The sequence below is a fragment of the Pontibacter chitinilyticus genome (assembly GCF_039748935.1).
Lineage (GTDB): Bacteria > Bacteroidota > Bacteroidia > Cytophagales > Hymenobacteraceae > Pontibacter > Pontibacter chitinilyticus.
In genome coordinates this window covers 53,182-72,558 of the sequence record NZ_JBDIZJ010000014.1, presented here as the reverse complement: position 1 = coordinate 72,558, position 19,377 = coordinate 53,182, and the positions used below count along the sequence as shown (strand labels likewise).

Annotated in this window: 17 protein-coding genes; 3 read left to right on the top strand and 14 right to left on the bottom strand. The window is 50.9% G+C overall.

Annotated features, from left to right (window positions below; all coding sequences use genetic code 11):
• Nucleotides 1-128 precede the first annotated feature (128 nt).
• Nucleotides 129-938: a glycoside hydrolase family 25 protein gene (locus ABDW72_RS17710; RefSeq protein ID WP_347159939.1), complete on the top strand. Its 810-nt coding sequence runs from the start codon at nucleotides 129-131 to the stop codon at nucleotides 936-938.
• Nucleotides 939-1,168: 230 nt separating this feature from the next.
• On the opposite strand, the gene recJ is transcribed toward ABDW72_RS17710, so the two are convergent.
• The 11 genes from recJ to ABDW72_RS17655 all read right to left on the bottom strand — a co-directional run bounded on the left by recJ (nucleotide 1,169) and on the right by ABDW72_RS17655 (nucleotide 14,531).
• Nucleotides 1,169-2,875 carry a single-stranded-DNA-specific exonuclease RecJ gene (recJ, locus tag ABDW72_RS17705; RefSeq protein WP_347159938.1) on the bottom strand — a complete coding sequence of 569 codons (1,707 nt, stop codon included), beginning with the start codon at nucleotides 2,873-2,875 and terminating at the stop codon, nucleotides 1,169-1,171.
• A gap of 486 nt (nucleotides 2,876-3,361) precedes the next feature.
• Nucleotides 3,362-5,176: a tetratricopeptide repeat protein gene (locus tag ABDW72_RS17700; RefSeq protein WP_347159937.1), complete on the bottom strand. Its 1,815-nt coding sequence runs from the start codon at nucleotides 5,174-5,176 to the stop codon at nucleotides 3,362-3,364.
• Between the two features lie 265 nt (nucleotides 5,177-5,441).
• On the bottom strand, nucleotides 5,442-7,553 hold the full coding sequence (locus ABDW72_RS17695; RefSeq protein ID WP_347159936.1) for a SurA N-terminal domain-containing protein: 2,112 nt from the start codon (nucleotides 7,551-7,553) through the stop codon (nucleotides 5,442-5,444).
• A gap of 75 nt (nucleotides 7,554-7,628) precedes the next feature.
• Nucleotides 7,629-8,930 carry a hemolysin family protein gene (locus ABDW72_RS17690; RefSeq protein ID WP_347159935.1) on the bottom strand — a complete coding sequence of 434 codons (1,302 nt, stop codon included), beginning with the start codon at nucleotides 8,928-8,930 and terminating at the stop codon, nucleotides 7,629-7,631.
• 13 nt (nucleotides 8,931-8,943) lie between these two features.
• Nucleotides 8,944-9,117 (bottom strand): hypothetical protein, encoded by a 174-nt coding sequence (locus tag ABDW72_RS17685; RefSeq protein WP_347159934.1) that lies wholly within the window; start codon nucleotides 9,115-9,117, stop codon nucleotides 8,944-8,946.
• Nucleotides 9,114-9,650: an LPS export ABC transporter periplasmic protein LptC gene (gene lptC, locus ABDW72_RS17680; RefSeq protein WP_347159933.1), complete on the bottom strand. Its 537-nt coding sequence runs from the start codon at nucleotides 9,648-9,650 to the stop codon at nucleotides 9,114-9,116. Before lptC ends, ABDW72_RS17685 begins: the two co-directional genes overlap by 4 nt.
• Nucleotides 9,651-9,790: 140 nt before the next feature.
• Nucleotides 9,791-11,086: a BamG family beta-barrel-assembly machinery protein gene (gene bamG / locus ABDW72_RS17675; RefSeq protein ID WP_347159932.1), complete on the bottom strand. Its 1,296-nt coding sequence runs from the start codon at nucleotides 11,084-11,086 to the stop codon at nucleotides 9,791-9,793.
• On the bottom strand, nucleotides 11,079-11,798 hold the full coding sequence (locus ABDW72_RS17670) for a type III pantothenate kinase (RefSeq protein WP_347159931.1): 720 nt from the start codon (nucleotides 11,796-11,798) through the stop codon (nucleotides 11,079-11,081). The genes bamG and ABDW72_RS17670 overlap by 8 nt, the downstream gene beginning before the upstream one ends.
• A gap of 1 nt (nucleotide 11,799) precedes the next feature.
• On the bottom strand, nucleotides 11,800-13,464 hold the full coding sequence (locus ABDW72_RS17665) for a pseudouridine synthase (RefSeq protein WP_347159930.1): 1,665 nt from the start codon (nucleotides 13,462-13,464) through the stop codon (nucleotides 11,800-11,802).
• A gap of 101 nt (nucleotides 13,465-13,565) precedes the next feature.
• Nucleotides 13,566-14,129 (bottom strand): SMC-Scp complex subunit ScpB, encoded by a 564-nt coding sequence (scpB, locus tag ABDW72_RS17660; RefSeq protein ID WP_347159929.1) that lies wholly within the window; start codon nucleotides 14,127-14,129, stop codon nucleotides 13,566-13,568.
• A gap of 12 nt (nucleotides 14,130-14,141) precedes the next feature.
• The gene (locus ABDW72_RS17655) at nucleotides 14,142-14,531 is read right to left on the bottom strand and encodes a TraR/DksA family transcriptional regulator (protein WP_347159928.1); all 390 of its coding nucleotides are present in this window, start codon (nucleotides 14,529-14,531) and stop codon (nucleotides 14,142-14,144) included.
• 370 nt (nucleotides 14,532-14,901) lie between these two features.
• Here ABDW72_RS17655 and ABDW72_RS17650 point away from each other — a divergent pair, with 370 nt between their 5' ends.
• On the top strand, nucleotides 14,902-15,522 hold the full coding sequence (locus ABDW72_RS17650; RefSeq protein WP_347159927.1) for a DUF3575 domain-containing protein: 621 nt from the start codon (nucleotides 14,902-14,904) through the stop codon (nucleotides 15,520-15,522).
• A 98-nt stretch (nucleotides 15,523-15,620) separates the two neighbouring features.
• Here ABDW72_RS17650 and ribH read toward each other — a convergent pair whose 3' ends face one another.
• The 3 genes from ribH to pdhA form a co-directional block, all read right to left on the bottom strand.
• Complete coding sequence (gene ribH, locus ABDW72_RS17645) at nucleotides 15,621-16,097, bottom strand: 6,7-dimethyl-8-ribityllumazine synthase (RefSeq protein WP_347159926.1); 477 nt, start codon at nucleotides 16,095-16,097, stop codon at nucleotides 15,621-15,623.
• A gap of 151 nt (nucleotides 16,098-16,248) precedes the next feature.
• Nucleotides 16,249-16,962 (bottom strand): tetratricopeptide repeat protein, encoded by a 714-nt coding sequence (locus ABDW72_RS17640; RefSeq protein WP_347159925.1) that lies wholly within the window; start codon nucleotides 16,960-16,962, stop codon nucleotides 16,249-16,251.
• A 117-nt stretch (nucleotides 16,963-17,079) separates the two neighbouring features.
• The gene (pdhA, locus tag ABDW72_RS17635; RefSeq protein WP_347159924.1) at nucleotides 17,080-18,126 is read right to left on the bottom strand and encodes a pyruvate dehydrogenase (acetyl-transferring) E1 component subunit alpha; all 1,047 of its coding nucleotides are present in this window, start codon (nucleotides 18,124-18,126) and stop codon (nucleotides 17,080-17,082) included.
• Between the two features lie 131 nt (nucleotides 18,127-18,257).
• Between pdhA and recF the strand changes: the two genes are divergently transcribed.
• On the top strand, nucleotides 18,258-19,364 hold the full coding sequence (recF, locus tag ABDW72_RS17630) for a DNA replication/repair protein RecF (protein ID WP_347159923.1): 1,107 nt from the start codon (nucleotides 18,258-18,260) through the stop codon (nucleotides 19,362-19,364).
• Nucleotides 19,365-19,377 lie beyond the last annotated feature (13 nt).

Below are 19,377 nucleotides of genomic sequence, written 5' to 3'. Positions count from 1 at the left end.
ACAGTTATTTAGGCCCTCCTCCTGCAATTTTTAACTTAACTGATAATCTATATGAATGTAACGTTATGCACTTGCATCAAAAAGGATAAATGCATAGTTTGTAATTCCAATGCTTTTACACTGCGCACATGACATTAACTGTACTTTTCTCAGCTTCCCAAAAATTTTTATCTATGGGCCTGCTGCTGTATGCCACACTGGCTGGCAACCCGGCAGGCAAAGGCGAGGGTGATGACGATGCCACTGCCAAGAGTACAGCGGCCAAAAGCAGTGCGGTAAGTATAAAAGGCGTAGATGTATCGCGTTGGCAGAAGGAAATAGACTGGGAGCAGGTTAAGGGCGCTGATGTGACGTTTGCTTTTGTGAAAGCCACCCAGGGTGACTTCCGGCTGGACCCATACTTTACCCGCAACTGGGAAGAAACCAAACGTATGGGCATCAAGCGTGGCGCTTACCATTTCTTTAAACCCGAAGCACCCGTAGAAGGCCAGATCGAGCTTTTTAAAAGCACTGTTACGCTGGAGCCAGGCGATCTGCCGCCGGTGCTGGATGTGGAAGTATCAGAGCCTAAAATGACCTCGACCCAACTACGGCAGAACATCCGCACCTGGCTGGAGGCCATAACGCAATACTACGGCGTAAAACCGATCATTTATACCAGCCAGAATTATTACCGCCGCTACCTGCAAGGCTATTTCCCGGAGTATCATTTCTGGATTGCCCGCTACAGCGAGGTGAAGCCGGAGATTCACCACACTGATTCGTGGATGTTCTGGCAGTATACTGACAGCGGCTCTATTTCAGGCATCAACTCAGCCGTAGATATTAACTTTTTTGCCGGCGACCTTGAAACGCTCTCTCAGCTGTGCATGCCGGAACTGGTTATAGCGCAGGAAAGCCCGCTGAAGCAGATGAAGTATATCCAACCGCAGCCGTAGGTAAAACTACTGTAAACTGGCGAGCCCAAATACTGCAGAAGCGGTTAAGAAGCTTAGAAGAGAGAACTAAAGCTCAAAGCGACCAACGTTATACTTACAGCAGTATACCTGATCAGCAGTACAAGTATACTTTGTTCTAATTACTTCATGTAGGGCATGATCAGAAAAGCCTCCGCCATACTTTACAGGTACAGCGGAGGCTTTTCTATGGCATATAGCTCGTGCTATACTTACTTTACCCGGATATCTTTGATGCGCAATTGCAGCGAGCTTACCCCTCTGTACACATTCTCCTCTACGGTATAGCAAACATCAAACGGAATGCCTTTGGAGATGAGCGGGTAGTAATCACTTAAGCCAAAACCAATCGCATCGATACTATAAAAACCGTCCTGCGTCAGGCGCAACTTCAGGTGCGAATCGCCAACTACGCGCACGCTGCCGGTATCATACACGCACTCCGACACGAAAACAGGCCGCATATTGCCAGGACCAAACGGCTCCATTTGCCGGATAATGTTATAGAAGTTGCGGGTCACCTGGTTCAGTTCAATGACGGCATCCACCTCTATCTGCGGAATCTTCTGTTCTTCGGTTATTGTGCCGGCAACTACCTGCTCAAAGCGCTCCCGAAAGGCAGGAACGTTCTCGATAGGCAGCGTCAGGCCGGCAGCATACATGTGGCCGCCAAACTGCTCCAGCAGGTCCGAGCAGCTCTCAATAGCGCTGTGAACGTTAAAGCCGTGCACGGAACGGGCCGAGCCGGATGCCTTGCCATTGGAATGCGTCAGGATGATGGTAGGACGGTAATACTTTTCGATGCAGCGGGAGGCCACAATGCCAATCACACCTTTATGCCATGTTTCTTTATACAGCACCGTCGAGTTGGCCGAGCGCAGGAACTCGTCGTCTTCAATCATCTGCAGCGCCTCTTTGGTGATGTTGGTATCTTTATCGCGGCGCGCTTTGTTTGATTCGTTGATAATATCAGCCGTGCGAATCGCTTCTTCCTTCGTCTGGGCCAGCAGCATCCGCACCGAATTTTTGGCATCGCCCATACGCCCGGCCGCGTTGATGCGGGGGGCAAAGCCGAACACAATGCTGGTAATGTCCATTTCGCTACTGATGCCGGCCAGCTCTTTCAGCGCATCCAAGCCGGGCCGCAGCGGCCCGGGGCCATTCAGCAGTTGCAGCCCGTAGTATGCCAGCACACGGTTCTCTCCGGTAATCGGCACAATATCGGCGGCTATACTTACTACCAGCAGGTCCAGCAAACGGTAGACACTATCAAGCGCAAGACCATTCTGCTGGCAAAACGCCTGTATCAGCTTAAAGCCCACACCACAACCGGAAAGCTCTTTATAAGGATAAGGGCAATCAATCCGCTTAGGGTCGAGCACTGCTACTGCCTGGGGCACATCGTCATCCGGCAGGTGGTGGTCACAGATGATAAAGTCGATGCCTTTGGTTGCGGCATATGCCACCTTATCCGCTGATTTGATGCCGCAGTCGAGGCTAACGATCAGCGTATACCCCTGCTCGGCTGCCCAATCCACACCCTGCTGCGACACGCCATAGCCTTCTTTATACCTGTCCGGAATGTATAGCTCTACCTGGTCGGTATGCTGTTGCAGAAAGCTATACATGAGGGCCACCGAGGTGGTGCCGTCTACATCATAATCGCCGTATACCAGTATTTTCTCGTTCGCGTGCAGGGCCTCGTTCAGGCGGTTTACCGCCCGGTCCATGTCTTTCATCAGGAAAGGGTCGTGCAGATCGGTTAAGGTTGGGCGGAAAAAGTGGCGGGCTTCCTCAAAGGTGCAGATGCCGCGCTGGCACATGATACCAGCAAGCGTGGGACTTATCTTAAGGCTTTGTGCTAGCTGTTCTACGGCCTCCTGCGGCGCCTCCTGCTGATATACCCACCTTTTGTCCATATGCTCTTCTGCTACATGCTTAACGTTGGTGCAAAGGTAGTCAAATTCACAGGAATTTGAGACAAGCCTGCTGCCGCTGCTGTGTACCATCGCCCGAATTTCATACCTTTGCAGCAGTACAACAGGCGTGACAGTGAAACGATTCAGAGAATTTTTTAATAAGTATAAAAACTATTCCCTGGACCTCATCATGTATGGGTTCTTCCTGCTTTTTATACTTATCCTTTTCATCTTCTTCAGCTAAATAAGCTGCCCGCATCAGAACTTACAGGTTTCTACTTTAGCCATGCTTTTCTCTGTAGCCCGCTTTTAAACTTGCGGAAGCCATACTTATACTTATCCCTTAGCAGGCCTGAAGACTGCTTTTCATATAAAGCCGCGAGTGATGCTTTGCAGAACTCCTGCATCAGAAAAGACTAATGTAATTCTATTAATCCACTCCTCCTGCGGCTCCTAATTCAGACGAAGAGCCGGGCACCATTCTAGCTACTCCACTTTATCGCCCCGCAGCTTACGGAAACGCTTACGGGCTTCGGCGGCATACACGCTGCCTCTATACTTTACAAGAAACTCGTTGTAAAGCTCCTTGGCCTTTTCCAGATCCTTCAGGTTGTTCTCGTAGATGTAGGCCATTCGGTACAGGGCATCATCACTCAGAATGTCACTTTGAGGCATGCTTACGATCTTCTGCAGGTTAGCTATAGCCTGTTCAAAGTTCCCTTCCCGTTCATAGATTTTCGCTTTCTGAAAGTATATCTCGTCGGTAAGGCTGTGGCCGGGATACTGCTGCAGCATTTTATCCAGGGCGGTGAGTGCCTCCGGCAGCTTGTTCTGAAAGATGAGCAGGTCGATAGCCGCATAGTCCTGCATGGCAGCCGTGGAAGAGTCCAGGCCGGTGTTATCGGTGATCAGCAGGCTCAGGTCCATGGCATCGTTTGCAATCTCGCGACTGGTTGCCAGCTTTAGGATATCGAGGTGTGCCTGCGCCAGTTCAAAATCGCCTTTGTAATAATTTAGGCGGGCGTTGCGCAGCTTGGCTTCATGGCCAACAGGCGTGTCTTTGTTCGCTTTCTCCACCTGCGAGTAGAGCAGTGTACTTTCCCACGGCTCTCCCTTCAGCAGGTAAATATCACCCAAGGTAAGCTTGCTGTCTGCTACCAGCGCCGGATTGGCGCGGGGCATGTTGATGGCCTCCTGCAGCAGCGCAATGGCTTTGTCTTTGTCGTCGAGGTAAAAGGCATAGAGATTGGCCATGTGCTGCAACACTTCTACGGTCTGTTCGCTCCGGCCTGCTTCGGTCAGCAGTGCTTCATAATCAGCGATCAGGTTGCGCACCTTCTCTATATCTACCGGAAACGTATGCTGTACCTGTTCTTCGCGTGCATTGATCAGGCGCTGCCGGGCAATCAGGTAGTATGGCCCATCAGGGTATTCTTTGATAATGTAGTCATACGCTTCAATGGCGCCCGGGTAATCTTCATTCTTGGCACTGATGGCGCCCAGTTCCATCACCCGCGAACCGCCGCTATGCGTGCGTTTATCTACGGCCCTGGCCTGCAGCATGGCCCCATAGAAATCGCGCCGCTGGATGTATAGCCATACGAGCAGCTCATTCAAAGCCAGCTTATCGGGGTTCTGCTGCACCCGCATCAGCAGTTCTTTTTCCAGCGCATCATAATCTTTGTCTTCGGAGAGCGTATTCTGCAGCATGTGCTGCACATAGGTAAGCTCCTGCTCGTCCTGCTCCACCATGTTGAGCACTTCCGGTATCAGCCGGTCGTTCTCGTGCTGGTAAGTATACAGGGCCACCAGCGGATGGGTGTACTGCTGCGGATCTCTGCTGAGCTGGCGCCCCTGCAGGTAAGCTTTTTCGGCATAGTCATAGAGCTCATTCTGCATAAAAGCCCCTGCCACCGCTATTACTTCTTCCGGCTTCATCTGCTCCAGTAACTTATCGAAGTATTTGGTGGCACCAGCTTTGTCGCCGGATGCGCGGTAAACCAGCCCGAGGTCTACGGAATAGTTGGGCATGCCGGGGTAGCGCTTTATGGTTTTCTTCACCAGCTTCTCCGCGTCTTTATAGTTGCGCTGGGCCAGCAGGGTATGCAGGTAATCCGGGTACACCACATTAAAGTAGCGGGGATCATCCAGCAGCTTGCTATAGATCGCTTCCGCCTTGCCATAATCACCTTGGCTGAAGTACTCCCGGGCCAGCTGCAGGTCCTGTGTCTGTGCCCGCACCACCACCGGTGCTACCAGCAGCAGCAGGGCCAATAATAACGTATAGTATGGTTTCAGCATAGTATTCTTAAAACGACTGAAAGACGAAAGACGATGTACGCTTCTGCTCAAATTAATGCATATCTGCCAAAACAAACCAGCGCTGTTAATTTAGATGATCGTACTCCCCAGATAACCAGTTGGGCAACTCCCCTGCTGCGCCTGAAGCAGCTGCATTTAGCTAAAGATACAGAATGCGCCCGAGAACACCAGTGGAGACATCCCTAAAAGCAAAGAGCCACTCTAGGTAGAGTGGCTCTTTGCTTAATGTATACTTTGCGGGCCCTTAAAAGAACTTTACGCGATTATCTTTGATGTTGGACTTTTCTTTGATGGCTTCAAACGCATCATTAGAGGCTTTCTGTGCCTGCTGGCTTACCAGTTGCTCTTTCACGCTGGCCAGATCCGTAGGTTCCGGTGCTTTGTTCAGATTTGCTAATTCTACCATCAGCACGCCACCCTGTCCCTGGAAAGGAGCTGTATGCGCGCCAGGCTTCAGCCCAAAAGCTTTGCCTACCGCCACGGGCTCCATGCCGATACCTGGTATCGCGCCAGAGGCAAACGTCACGTTATCGGCCGTTTTTACGGTCGCATCAGCGCCGTAGCTGCTAGCAATCTGGTCCAATGTTCCTTTGCTGCCGTTCAGCTTATCGATGATCTGCGTTGCTTTTAAGTCGTTGCGCACAGCAGCAGTTACTTCATCTTTCACATCTTTCATGTCGGCATATCCTTTATCGCGGCTGCCGGTGAGGGTAGCTACCACAAACTGGTCGTTGATCTCAAATACCGGCGACACATCTCCTACTTCGGTATCTTTGCTGTACGCCCAGCGTACCAGTTCGCGTGCATTGCTCAGGTTATTTACCAGCACGTTGTTTTTGCCAATGTTCTGCGCCTCTTCTTTTGTCAGCGACTTGTTGGCTGCCACGTTGCTTCTGAACTCCTCTGTGCTTCCGCTGGTGCCGGAAAGCTTGTCGGCGATCGCATAGGCTGCATCACGGGTACTTTCGCTTGGCTCAATGGCGCGCTGCACAGTTGCAATTTTATAGGTCTCGTTTGTTTTCGGAGCCGTTACTTTTACGATGTGGTAACCATATTCAGTCTCTACCAGCTCAGGCAGCAAGCCTGTTCCGGAAAAAGCAAATACCGGCTTCTCGAAACCAGGCACCATGCGGCCTTCGGTAAAATAACCCAGATCACCGCCTACAGAGGCTGTTCCGTCTGTGCCATACTGTGTCGCCATCTGCGCAAAATCAGCCCCATTCTTGATCTGGTTCAACACATCCTGCGCCTTGGCTTTGGCAGCGGCTTTGGCTTCAGGCGTATCGTTCTCCGGCTTGATAAGGATGTGGCTTGCTCTTACAGTGTTGGCTGTTCCTGTTTTGGCATCTATTACCTTATAAAGGGCCATCGTGCCTTTATCTGAATAAGGGCCGTATACTTTGCCTTCCTGCAGTGGCAGTTGCTTGCGCAGCTGCTCCGGCAGCTCAGCCGGCGTCTGGTAAGCGCCTTCGTACGGCTGGTCAGAGTTGGTGTTCACAAAAGCCGAGTCATTGGTGGCAGCAGCGAACTGCTGCGTCAGCTGTGCAATCTCCTGGTTATAGTAGGTGCTGTCTTCTTTAGACGCACTCACCGGAATGGTCACAAACTCCAGCGAGCGGCCTTCTTCTACTTTGTATAGCTCTTTATGCTTGTCGTAGTAGTCCTGCAGCTGCGCGTCCGTTACTTTTACCGTAGAGTCGGCGATGGTATAAAAAGGCACAAACAAGGCCTTTATGTTGGCTGTAGAATTTTGTGCGTAGTAGTAGTTCTTGGCTTCTGCTGTGGTTACATACACCGTTTTAGTCAGCAGGTTGGCATACTTGGACTGGTAACGGTCCGCCAGAATACCTTGCTCGAAGTTTGCCCACTGCGGACGGGCATTGGGGCCCATCTGGTCCAGGTTCTTGAGGTATTCTACCACTTTGGTGCGGTCAAACTCTCCTGTCTGTGGATTGGTGAATGCCTGCTTTACAGCCGGGTGAATGTTGTTACCCTGCACCATGTCGGCCAGTTCATCATCTGTTACCTCCAGGCCAAGGCGATCATACTCCTTCTTTAAGGCTATTTTAAAGATTAGCTGGTTCCATGCCTGCTCCCGGATCATGGCTAACTCTCCCTCGTTGGCTGCACGGCCTATCTGGTTCTCATAGTTTGATTTTGCCTGCTGAAAGACATCATCAAACTCTTTGTAGTCTATCTTTTCTCCGGCAATTTCGCCGATCTCATTCGCGTTGTTGCCCAGGATTCTGGAGTTGGGCCCTAACAGGTCGCCACCAACCACAAATATACCAAGCCCCAGGGCAATGGCGCCGATAGCCCAGCCAGACTTCTCTCTAATCTTGTTAATTAATGCCATTCGTATGTTTACTTATAAAAGGATTGTGCAAAATAAGGTTAATCGTGCTAAAATTCAAAATTTTTATCCGCAGGTTTATGCCTCCTCATCTGCCTGAGAATCTGTATTTTTAACTAGCTTGACAGCGTTGATGCGGTTCTCGTCCATCGAAAGAATTGTAATGGTATAAGGCGGCACCGTAATTTCATCGCCTGCCAGCGGTATTTCGCCATAAACAGAGAGAATCAGGCCGCCCAAGGTCTCGTAATCGCCCTCTGGCAGTTCCAGGTCATACTTCTCGTTCAGGTAGTCTATCTCGATGCGGGCAGAGAACAGGTAAATGCCTTTTTCAGGCCATACTTGCTCCAGCAGCGCCTCGTCTATATCATACTCGTCTTCTATCTCGCCAAAGATCTCCTCGATGACATCTTCTACCGTCACAATGCCGGAAGTGCCCCCAAACTCATCGACCACCACGGCTACGCTGCGGTGCTCCGATACAAACCGTACAAACAGTTCGCTGGCCAGCATACTTTCCGGCACCAGGCTCACTGGCGACAAGATATCGCTTATACTTACCGGTTGCTTAAACATATCCAACTGGTGGCAATAGCCGGTGATGTTATCAATGGTGTCTTGGTATACCAGCACCTTGGAGTGGCCGGTTTCCACAAAGGTCTTGCGCAGCACCTCTACAGAGTCGTTTACTTCTACCGCTTCTATTTCGGTGCGGGGCACCATACACTCCCGTACCCGCACTGTTTTAAATTCAAGCGCATTATGAAAAATGGTAGGGTCTACTTCCGGTGCATCTTCATGCTCGGGGTGGTACAGGCGGTTTTTGATAAAAGCATTCAAATCCGTAAAGCCAAAGACTGGCTTCTCCTCTGAAAATTCGATCTGGAAAACCTTCTCAGCGACCCATTTGCTCAGGCCTACAATGAGGTATACCACCGGGTACAGCAGGTAATAGCAAACAAGGATCGGGATGGCAAGCACCTGCAGCAGCCGGTTGGGGTTGATGGCGAAGAGGCTGCGTGGCAAAAACTCGGCCGTGAGCAGAACTACTACGGAGGCGATGATCACCTGCAGCACCAGCACCAGCGCATTGTGCTGCAGCAGCCCGGGCAGGTACATAAAGAGCAGTTTGTGCAGCACACTGGCTATCGCGAAGCCATACAGCACCAGCGCCAGCGTATTGCCGATCAGGGTGGTGCCCATCAAGCGCGACGGGCGCTGCAGCAGGTGGCCCAGAATACGGCCGGCCAGCATGCCGTTTTTCTCGCTCAGCTCGATCTGTATTCGGTTAGCAGCCACAAAGGCTAGCTCAATGCCTGAAAAGAAGGCCGAGAACAGCAGCGCTACCAGCAACAATATGATCTGATCGGGATCTATCATGTACTACATCAAACTAGGTATCATACCTCTTCCGGCGGTACCACCACAAGATAAACAGGGCCAGCGAGATCATATAGATCCAGTAGTTTCCTACTATGTCGCCATCCTGTATGCTGCGGTGGGCGCCAATAACTGCGGCTACAAAAGCCAGCGAAAGTAAAATGGTATTTAGGAGTTTTTGGTTCATTCCTGTTTCAGACTAAAGCTGCCGGTTGGCTTCAGAATACGCCAGTTCGAAAAACCCTGGTTGGCGCGCAGCCCGTTGCCGGTCAGTATCTCTTCTGCGGTCGTAATCCGTACAAACTTATCGGTGTAGATCGTGCCTTTGTTCTTATCCCAGAAAAGCTCCTCTGTCTCCAGCTGCTCCTTCTTCTGCAGGTTTTTCACTACCACATTTCCGCGGGCAATGTACAGGTCCTTTCTTTTGTCCTGCTTGCCATAGTTCGATTTTAAAGTGGAGGTGATCTGGCCGGGTTCGCCATAGAACTCCACATACAAGCCCTTGGGAAATATGCCGTCGCCGTTATCAAACTCCTGCTGTACGGGCGCCTGCAATTTTATCTGTAGCCGCGCCGAGTCGCTGTACAGCGTTACCACATCGTGGTTCTCGATCAGCGGCCCTTTGTATACAATCTCCTTGTCCGGATCTTTCAGGTCGTCCTTACAGGCAACCAGGCAGCTCAGCAGTAATAGTATCGTATAAATCCACGCGTTGCGCATAGGGTATGATTGCTCCTGTTGTGAAATTAGCAAAAATTAAACGTATTACCCCACCTGCGCTGTTCCATACATGCGATAGATATGATAAAAAAGGCCGCTCCAAGAACGGCCTTTTAGAGTTTATTGACTTGCTATACTTGTTATTCGATTCGGCGTTTGATAAACCAGCGGCTGTTGATGGTGATGCCGGCACTAAACTGGAAGTACTTCTCGGCAATCAGGCCATTGGATGTTTTGCCACGCTGCCCGTAGCCAAGAGACGTATTTAGCTGGTACAGGTCGTAAATGGTAGACCTGCCGATTGGCATGCTAAAGCCTACTGTTACTCCTTTGTCCGTGATCTGAGTGTTGTTTACCTTATATGGCGTTTTGCCATAGTATAAACCGCCACGGTAGGTTATGCGCTTAAAATAGCTGGCTACGGAGCCGGCATCAGGCGTATACTCTCCGCCAATAGCAGCCCGGTAGCTGTCGGCCAGTTCCTGCTGCCCTTCCAGGTTACGGAACTTAGACCACTGCTGCGTAGCAAAGTCAGCGACCAGCGTCATGTTAGAGCCATTGTCCAGGGAGATGCCAGCCTGCCAGCCCTGCGGCAGCAGTACTTTGCTTTTTGAGCTGTCTGCCAGTATGTCCTCGTCAAGCGTGCCGCCATAGATGGTTCTTCGCTCATAAGCATTGTTCAGGTCCGCATTCAGGTTGCTTTCAAAGCTGTATGTTCCGCCCATGCTCAGGAAAAGTTTATCCTGCAGTTGCTTTCTATAGTTAACGCCTGCCTTAAACAGGAAATCGTTGTAGCGGGTACGCTCGCTGTAAACCACCTGCTCCGATGACAGATCAGAGAGTGAGTCGTCCTGAATGAGTGAGGAAGCTTCTTTGGTGATAGTGCCGAACAGGTATGAGGCGCTTGCTCCGATGGTCAATCCTTTCGCTATTTTAACGCCATTCGAAAAGCTCAGCTCAGACAAGCCTCCCTGGCCGCTATACCCTTGTATGGAGTAGGCCCGGGGATTTCCTTCTAAAGTTTGCTTGGTTGAGTTCACTTCATAGGACACTTCGCTGTAAGGGCGCAAGGATACTGCCGAGGTCCAGTGCTTGGAGATGGGCACCACCAGTGCCAGGTTCGCCAGGTTCGCATTCCCGTCGCGTTGCGAGTTATTGCTGTCCTGCACCGTTTTCACCTGCCCGCGAATACCCATATCAAATACGGTAATGCTGTTATAGTAAAGCAAAGCGGGGTTGGAGAGATTGGCCTGGTAACTGTTTGCAGCACTAATACCTGCCCCGGCCATACCGGCATTGCGGGTATTACCCATGTTGTTGTTTATCTCCCCTAAACCATAGCGGGAGTACGGAGTGTTGCCAATGTATTGCGCCTGTGCGGCATGCGCCATACACAGCACGGCAAACCCTATCAGTACTCGGAGTGTTTTATACATTATAAACTAAAATTCTGTGAAGCCCGATTAAGACCAGTTCGGGAATTACAAAGATGCGTCCTTTTAGCGTACTTTCAAAAAATCCTGCATCGCCCCCGCAAAGTATAACCACCAGGTCGGGGAATATTTGCATGTAAGCTGCTATCAGGCCATTAAGTTCAGCCACAGTGCCGCCCAATACGCCGCTCAGGATAGACGCCTCCGTAGTTTGCCCGGTAAGCGGAAAGCTGTTATCGGTACGCTGTACTAACGGCAGGCGACCTGTAAAAGTATGCAGGGCTTTAAATTTCATGTTTAGCCCGGGCGCAATGCCGCCGCCGTGGTAATTGCCTTCGCTATCTACAAAGTCGTGGGTGATGCAGGTACCTGCATCTATGGCCAGGCAGTTACGGCCCGGGAACAGGGAATTGGCTCCTACGGCAGCTGCTTTGCGGTCGGCCCCCAGTGTTTGCGGCGTTTTGTAGAAGTTACCAATTGGCAAGGCTGTCTGCCCCGTTAGCTCCAGGAACTTGCCGGTTACAGACAGCCTTTGCAGTATAGCTTGCGGGTTTTCGGCCACCGAGGCAACAATGGCATGGTCGAAGGAATGCTGGTATAGCTCCTCCGGCAGCTGGTCTTTTTGCTGAAAGTAGCCTTGCTTTAGGAGGCTATCTTCTTCAAAAAGACCATACTTGGTGCCCGTGTTCCCGATGTCGATAACGACGCTGCGCATATTACATAAAGTATTTCAGGCGGATGACCTCTTTCTCTGTCAGGTAGCGCCAGTTGCTGCGTGGCAAATCTTTTTTGGTCAGGCCGGCATATTGTACGCGGTCCAGGCTAACCACATCGTAGCCCAGGTGCTCAAAAATACGGCGTACAATGCGGTTGCGGCCAATGTGTATCTCCAGGCCCAGAAATTGGCTGGATTCTCCCAGTAAGGCCACATCGTCTACTTCGGCTTTGCCGTCTTCCAGTTCTACTCCTTCGGCTACTTTCTGAAAATCGGCTTTGGTGATCGGCTTATCCAGTTCTACCTGGTATATCTTCTTCACCCCGTTAGATGGGTGCGTCAGTTTCTGCGCCAACTCGCCATCGTTGGTAAACAACAGCAGACCGGTGGTATTGCGGTCCAGGCGACCTACTGGGAAGATGCGCTCCGTGGAAGCATTCGCCACCAGGTCCATCACCGTTTTGCGGCCCTCGGGATCGTCCGTTGTAGTTAAAAAGTCTTTTGGCTTATTCAGCAGCACATATACCAGCTTCTCGCGGTTCAGTATTTTTTTGCCATACTGCACGTTGTCGGTTGGCTGCACTTTAAAGCCCATTTCTTTCACCACTTCGCCGTTCACCTTTATTTCTCCGGACTCAATCAGCAAATCAGCCTCACGGCGCGAGCAAATGCCGGCGTTCGCAATAAAGCGGTTCAGGCGAATAGAGCCATCAGTCTCTTCCTTGATGTTCGTTTTCTTAATGCGGGGATTATCCTTGTAGTGGCTCAGGTTATAGGTAGGTGTTTCCGGCGCACTGCCGTTCTCATCTGTGCGGCTCCTGCTGCGGTCACCTTCACCGGAGCGGCTAAGTTTGTCACGGTTATCTCCCTTAAAGGGCTTCTTATCGCCAAAGCTTCGCTTTTCTCCAAAAGAAGGCTTACGATCACGGTCGCCGCCAAAAGAACGTCTTTCACCGTCTTCACGTCTGTCGCTGCTGCGGTTATCGTCTCTCCTGTCGGAGCCGGCAAAACGACGCTCACCGCCAAAGGTCCGGCTTTCGTCATCTTCTCTCCTGTTGTTATACGTACGGCGTTGTCCGCCTTCTTCTCTCCTGTCGTTTCTATTCGTATAAGGGCGCTTTTCGCCTCCTTCGCGGCGGTCTCCAAATGAGCGGCGCTCGCCTCCTGCCTCGCGGCCTGTGCTGAATGAACGGCGTTCGCCACCTTCGTTCCGGTTGCCGTAGCTGCGGCGTTCCCCATCTTCTCTTCTGCCTGCTCCAAATGGTTTTCTATCGCCTTCTTCGTGCCTTGGCCGATCGCTGCCAGCCGGACGTCTATCCGAAGAACGCTCGTTTCTATCACCGTAAGGGCGTCTTTCACCGCCTTCGCGCCGGTCGTTGCTGCGGCGGTCGTCGCGCCTGTCTGCGCCAAAAGTTCTTCTTTCGCCTCCTTCACGCCGGTCACCACCAAAAGAACGACGTTCTCCGCCTTCTCTTCGGTCAGCATCTCTTCTTTCCGGGTTAAACGTGCGGCGTTCCCCGCCTTCTCCTCTTTGCGGCTTATCTCTCCTGTTAAAGACTTTTTTACCGTCACGGTCGTTGTTCGGTCTGCCGAAAGAATTTCTTTCAGCACCTCTTCTGCCTTCGCCTGCGTTACCGCGTTCAGGTCTTTCGTTATCTCTTGCCATGTTGTTGTAATTATTGATGCAGTATCGCTACTGTACCTGTATGTGCAGTATGTAAACTGTAATGCGTTCTATGTATGATATGCGTGTTTGCGCGCAGCTGCTTAATCAGCTGCTTCACCGATCATGTTCTCTTCGGTGGCAAAGTCTTTTAGTTGCGGGAGGTCTTTGATGTGGTTGATGCCGAAGTAATCCATAAACTTCTGGGAAGTACCGTACAGCACAGGCCTGCCGATCGTATCGGCTTTTCCTCTCAGCTCGATGAGCTCCTTTTCCAGTAATTTATGCACGGCATAGTCGCAGCCCACGCCCCGGATCTGCTCGATCTGGCTTCTGGTGACCGGCTGCTTGTAGGCAATAATGGCCAGCGTCTCCAGTGAAGACGCTGATAACTTCTTCTTTGATTTCTGCTTCAGATAAGTGCTTACCGTGTCCTGGTACTCCGGCTTGGTGAGGAACTGGTAGCCCCCACCAATCGCATAGATCTGAAAAGCAAAACCTGCTTCCTGTAACTGCTCGTTTATTCCTTCTATCGCCTCCAGTACATCACTTACCAGCACCTCCTCCAGGCCCAGGGCCTCTTGCAGGCAGCGCTGAATTTCCTCGATGCTGATAGGCGACTGGGCACAAAAAACAAGTGCCTGGATATGGTTCTGCAGAATATTCAAGGTATAAATGTACTAGTCGTTACGCTGAAGTTTGGCTTCGATGCTGTGCTGCGTGTGCGGCACGGCGCGCAGCCGCTCTTTTGGTATAAGCTTACCCGTAACAATGCACACGCCATAAGTACCGTTTTTAATACGGATCAAGGCGTTCTCCAACTGCTGGATAAACTTCATCTGCCGGGAAGCTAACTGGTTCAGACTCTCCTTCTCAGCCGTATCTGCCCCATCTTCCAGCACTTTAGTAGGAGAGGCCGTGTTGTCTGTCCCTGAATCATTCCGGCGGCTCAGCGTTTCTTTGATAAAGGTCACTTCCTTGCGGGCATTTGTCAGCTTTTCAAGGATGATGTTCTCAAACTCTGCTAGCTCCTCTCTGGAATAACGCTGTTTTTCTTCGTTTGTGTTCATTCTACTCTCTTAAGAACTATTTTAAAGCTTTGACCTATACTTTTCCGGTTCAGCCAAAAACAACTTCGGGCGCTTCGTTCTTTTGCGGCATAACAGCAGCAGACGCTTTTTAGTTTAGTTTGGATGTATCTACCGCCGGTTTATTACTTTGAAAGTAGCATTCCGGCTAAATTTCGTGCAAAAATAACAGTTAAATCTATACTTTGCTATGCCTGGCGTTAAATTAACAATTTTTTCTTCGGCGCGTAATCTCCTGCTGTTATCCCGGCTGCCATTTGGTAAGCCCCTGTAAATGTGGAACAGAAGTTGCTATGCAATCTGGCAGTGTGCTGCGGCACCTGCCTGTACTTTTAAACCTGAACCTGACCTTATGAAAAGAATTATCCTATTTTCGATTATTATACTTATGCTGGCTGCTATGCCCTTTTCTACATTGCTGGCACAACGGCAGGTGTCGCGCCCCAGGCCCTATACTCAAGTGCAGGATTCCCGCACAACTGTTCTGAAAGTGAATGTGCCCAGCATTTTTGCATTGACAGGCTCCGGCTTTATTGAGCATGCTTTCAGTCCGCGCATCAGCGGCCAGTTAGGCGGCTACATTACGGGAGCTTCGCTAAAAGGCGTAAAGTTCAGCGGCTATGGCATTACGCCCGAAGTGCGTTACTATCTTTCTGAAAGCTCGCAGGCGCCTAACGGCTTTTATGTAGCCGGCTATGGTCGTATTCTCAGCTATAAACTTACCGTAGATGATAAGGTGAAGGAAAAGCAGTATAAGGCCACCTACGCTCCTATAGGCGCAGGCGTAGCGGCTGGTAACCAGTGGATTTTTGGGAATGGCTTAGCAATCGATATTTTCATAGGAGCTAACTACAACGTGGGCAGCCTGAAAGTAAATACCGGCACGGAGGATGATTTTGATACAGGCTTTCTGAACTTGTTTGGCAGCGGCGTGCGGCTTCGGCCCGGTTTAGCCATTGGCTATAGCTTCTAGCGTTCTTCCATGCTTAGTAGCAGAACTTATACTTATACAAACAGAAAGAGGCAGCCCAATACAGGGCTGCCTCTTTCTGTTTAAATCCATACTATACTTTAAAAGCTCAGCATATGAATGGCGGCCGCGGCAGCTTCCACACCTTTGTTGCCGTGCTTGCCTCCTGCTCTGTCTAACGCCTGCTCCAGGTTATTGGTCGTGACAAGGCCGAAGGACACCGGCTTGTTATACTTGAGCGATACTGTAGTGAGGCCGTTGGCTACAGCGTGGTTGATGTAATCGTCGTGCTTGGTATCGCCCTTGATCACCACACCAAGGCAGATCACGGCATCTACCTCCTCCTGCTGCGCCAGGAACTGGGCACCCAATGTTAGCTCAAAGCTGCCGGGCACAGTGTTGCGGAAGATGTTCTCCTTTTTAGCACCATGCTGCAGCAGCGTCTCAACAGCACCGGCACACAGCACATCGGTTATCTCGCTGTGCCATTCGGCTACCACTATGCCGAAGGTCTTGTCAGCCATATCAGCCAAAGCCTCTTTTTTATAGTCGTTCAGGTTTTTTAGGGATGTTGCCATGGTAGGTTCGTCTTTTGTTATCTGTTAATCATTTTCGCAGCTGGCAGCTTTGCATTGCTGCTTCTGTACATTGAAATGACATTAATAAAAAAACGCTTTTGCCTGTTCGGGCAAAAGCGTTTTATACTTCAGGCTTACGCCGTTTTATACTTTATTGGTTGCCACCGGCCAGCATTTCGGCACGGGCTTTATACTTCTTAGCATCGTTCACCTCGGCCGAAGCTTCGTAGTTCTGAATGATCTTATCGTATGTTTCTGCGGCGGCTTTGTAATCGTTACCGGCCTCATAAGCAATGCCCGCTTTCATCAGGTATTGCGGCGAGAAGTACTTGTTAGCGTTCTGATTCGCCGCTTTGATATACATATCAGCTGCTTCCTTGTTCTTTCCCTGTTCCAGCAGCGCATCTCCTGTCAGGCTGTAAGCCCGCGCCTGCATCAGGTAATCATCAGCACTAAAGTCCTGCAGGTGCTCTACGGCGTCAGCATACTTGCCGGTTTTCAGTAGGGCCACTCCGGCATAGAAATCAGCTAAGTTGCCGGCATCTGTTCCGCTATACTCGTCCGCAATCCGCAGCAGGCCGTCGTACTGTCCGTCGCCGTTCAGTGCTTTGTTCAGCGAATCTGCTTCGAAATAATATACTGCCTGGAACATAGCCCGTTGCGCCTCTTCGTTTTGGGTGCGGCGGTAGTTGTAATACAGGAACCCCCCAACGATAACAGCGGCAATAGCGACAAACACACCGAGCAGCACAGATTTGTTCCGCTTCACAAAATCTTCAGAGTTTGCAAAACGGTCAGCCAGCGCATCCGGATTTTCTACCAGCTCCTCAAACTCGCTGTGTTTCTTAACTTTTTCTTTAGCCATTAGTGATGAATAAAATAGAATTTCAAAATTAGAAATTAAAAATGATTGGAAGCAATGTTTTACTCCTGAACATCAAATTTATAATTTTTAATTCCTGAATTTTTATTAAACCTCAAATTAGTCCATGATAAATGGATAGTCGCTCTCGGCATACACGTCTGTATACAACTCAGACGGATCCGGGTAAGGCGAATTCTCAGCGAAATCCACCGCCTCAGCTACCTGCTGCTTCACCTTTTCATCTATCTGATCCAGCTCCTCTTCCGTCGCCCACTTGTTCTCCAGAATCTTGGCGGCAACCATTTCGATGGTGTCGCGATTCTTATAGTCTTCCAGCTCTTCTTTGGTTCTATACTTGGCCGGGTCCGACATGGAGTGTCCTTTGTAGCGGTACGTCTTGAACTCCAGCAAAGTAGGGCCTTCGCCGGCACGGGCGCGCTCTGCGGCTTGCGCTACGGCTTCATGCACGTTCTCCACCACCATGGCATCTACCTGGAACGAAGGGATATCATACCCCTCACCCAGCGTGTACAGCTGCTGCACATTGGAGGTACGCTGCACGGAAGTACCCATGGCGTAGCCGTTGTTCTCGATCACAAAGATCACGGGCAGCTTCCAGGTCATGGCCATGTTCAGCGTTTCGTGAAATGCACCCTGGCGCACAGCTCCGTCGCCCATATAGCAGATGCACAGGTTACCGGTTTTGTTATACTTCTCGGCAAAGGCAATGCCTGCTCCCAGCGGAATCTGGCCGCCCACAATGCCGTGGCCGCCCATAAAGTTTACATTCTTATCGAAGATGTGCATAGAACCACCTTTGCCCTTAGAGCAACCGGTAGATTTGGCAAACAGCTCCGCCATAATTGCTCCCGGGTCTGTGCCCAAAGCAATTGGGTGTGCATGGTCACGGTAAGCAGTGATCCATTTGTCGCCTTTGGTAAGCGCAGTGGCAGCACCCGCTACGCAGGCCTCCTGACCAATGTAGAGGTGGCAGAAGCCTTTAATCTTCTGCTGGCCGTATAACTGACCGGCTTTCTCCTCAAAGCGGCGCATGAGCTTCATCATCTCATACCAATGCATGTATGTTTCCTTTGAAAACGTTGGTTCAGCCTGTACCTTTGCTTTCGCCGACTTCGCTTTCGTCTTTTCTTTCGTATCAGCCATGGTCAAATGTCTTATTCGTTAGGTTTACCTGCGGGCGCTCTGGGCAAGTATACACATGTATACGTGTGGTTGGCCCAGCCTCAGCAGTTTAGCATGCGAAATTAAGGAAAAAGATATCAAAGTAGAAACGAATGCTCCTCGAAAATCTCAGTTTGCTGTTTTTCAAGAACTACGAAGAAGCTGCCCTTAGCTTTTCGGAGCACATCAACTGCTTTATCGGCGACAACGGCAGCGGCAAAACCAACCTGCTGGACGCCATTCACTACCTCTCCATGACGCGCAGCGCCTTCCCCGGTACCGATGCGCAAAGCATAAAGCAGGACGCCGACTTTTTTATGGTGAAAGGCCGCTTTGTGGTGGCCGGCGAAAAGCACACGGTGCAGGTGAGCCTCAAGCAAGGGCAGAAAAAGACTGTGACGCACAACAAGGCGCTGTATGAAAAAATGAGCGACCACATCGGCCGCTTTCCGGTGGTGCTCATCTCGCCTTACGACACCGACCTGATCCGCGAGGGCAGCGAGGAGCGCCGCAAGTACTTCGACAGCCTCATCTCGCAGCTCGACCACGTGTACCTGGAGCAGCTCATCCAGTACAACTACATCCTGAAGCAGCGTAACTCCCTGCTCAAGCAGTTTGCCGAGCGCCACTACTTCGACCGCGACTACCTGCACATCCTCAACGAGCAGCTCATTCCGTTCGGCGAGCAATTGGCAGAGGCCCGCGAAAAGTTTCTGGCGGAGTTCGTGCCGATCTTCCAAAAGCATTACCGCCACCTCTCCGATAGCCATGAGGAGGTGACGCTGACCTATAAAAGCCAGCTGCCCGGCGCCGACTTTGCGCAACTGCTGCACCAGGCCGAGCGCAAAGACCTGGCGCTGCAACGCACCACCGTAGGGCCGCACAAAGACGACTTCGTGTTCCTGATGGACGGCAACCCCGTGAAGACCTTCGGCTCGCAGGGACAGCAGAAGAGCTACGTCATCGCCCTGAAGCTGGCGCACTTCGAGGTAATGGCCGCCAAGCACGGCCACAAGCCCCTGCTCCTGCTCGACGACATCTTTGACCGCTTAGACGAGAAACGCATCACGCAGCTCATGCAGATGGTGGCCGCCCATACCTTCGGCCAAATTTTCCTGACAGACACCCACCTGGAGCGCACCGACAAAATTCTGGAGGGACTATCGGAGAGTATCCGTAGATTTGAGGTGAAGGACGGGACGGTGAAGGTGATTGCTTAATTGTTGATTGTTG

Bases quoted from the DNA above. Each gene is read 5' to 3' on its own strand.
- pdhA (WP_347159924.1), bottom strand. From the start codon at position 18,126: ATGGCTGATACGAAAGAAAAGACGAAAGCGAAGTCGGCGAAAGCAAAG.
- ABDW72_RS17650 (WP_347159927.1), top strand. From the start codon at position 14,902: ATGAAAAGAATTATCCTATTTTCGATTATTATACTTATGCTGGCTGCT.
- ABDW72_RS17640 (WP_347159925.1), bottom strand. From the start codon at position 16,962: ATGGCTAAAGAAAAAGTTAAGAAACACAGCGAGTTTGAGGAGCTGGTA.
- ABDW72_RS17710 (WP_347159939.1), top strand. From the start codon at position 129: ATGACATTAACTGTACTTTTCTCAGCTTCCCAAAAATTTTTATCTATG.
- bamG (WP_347159932.1), bottom strand. From the start codon at position 11,086: ATGTATAAAACACTCCGAGTACTGATAGGGTTTGCCGTGCTGTGTATG.
- ABDW72_RS17700 (WP_347159937.1), bottom strand. From the start codon at position 5,176: ATGCTGAAACCATACTATACGTTATTATTGGCCCTGCTGCTGCTGGTA.
- recJ (WP_347159938.1), bottom strand. From the start codon at position 2,875: ATGGACAAAAGGTGGGTATATCAGCAGGAGGCGCCGCAGGAGGCCGTA.
- recF (WP_347159923.1), top strand. From the start codon at position 18,258: ATGCTCCTCGAAAATCTCAGTTTGCTGTTTTTCAAGAACTACGAAGAA.
- ABDW72_RS17670 (WP_347159931.1), bottom strand. From the start codon at position 11,798: ATGCGCAGCGTCGTTATCGACATCGGGAACACGGGCACCAAGTATGGT.
- ABDW72_RS17690 (WP_347159935.1), bottom strand. From the start codon at position 8,930: ATGATAGATCCCGATCAGATCATATTGTTGCTGGTAGCGCTGCTGTTC.
- ABDW72_RS17685 (WP_347159934.1), bottom strand. From the start codon at position 9,117: ATGAACCAAAAACTCCTAAATACCATTTTACTTTCGCTGGCTTTTGTA.
- ABDW72_RS17665 (WP_347159930.1), bottom strand. From the start codon at position 13,464: ATGGCAAGAGATAACGAAAGACCTGAACGCGGTAACGCAGGCGAAGGC.
- ABDW72_RS17695 (WP_347159936.1), bottom strand. From the start codon at position 7,553: ATGGCATTAATTAACAAGATTAGAGAGAAGTCTGGCTGGGCTATCGGC.
- ABDW72_RS17655 (WP_347159928.1), bottom strand. From the start codon at position 14,531: ATGAACACAAACGAAGAAAAACAGCGTTATTCCAGAGAGGAGCTAGCA.
- lptC (WP_347159933.1), bottom strand. From the start codon at position 9,650: ATGCGCAACGCGTGGATTTATACGATACTATTACTGCTGAGCTGCCTG.
- ribH (WP_347159926.1), bottom strand. From the start codon at position 16,097: ATGGCAACATCCCTAAAAAACCTGAACGACTATAAAAAAGAGGCTTTG.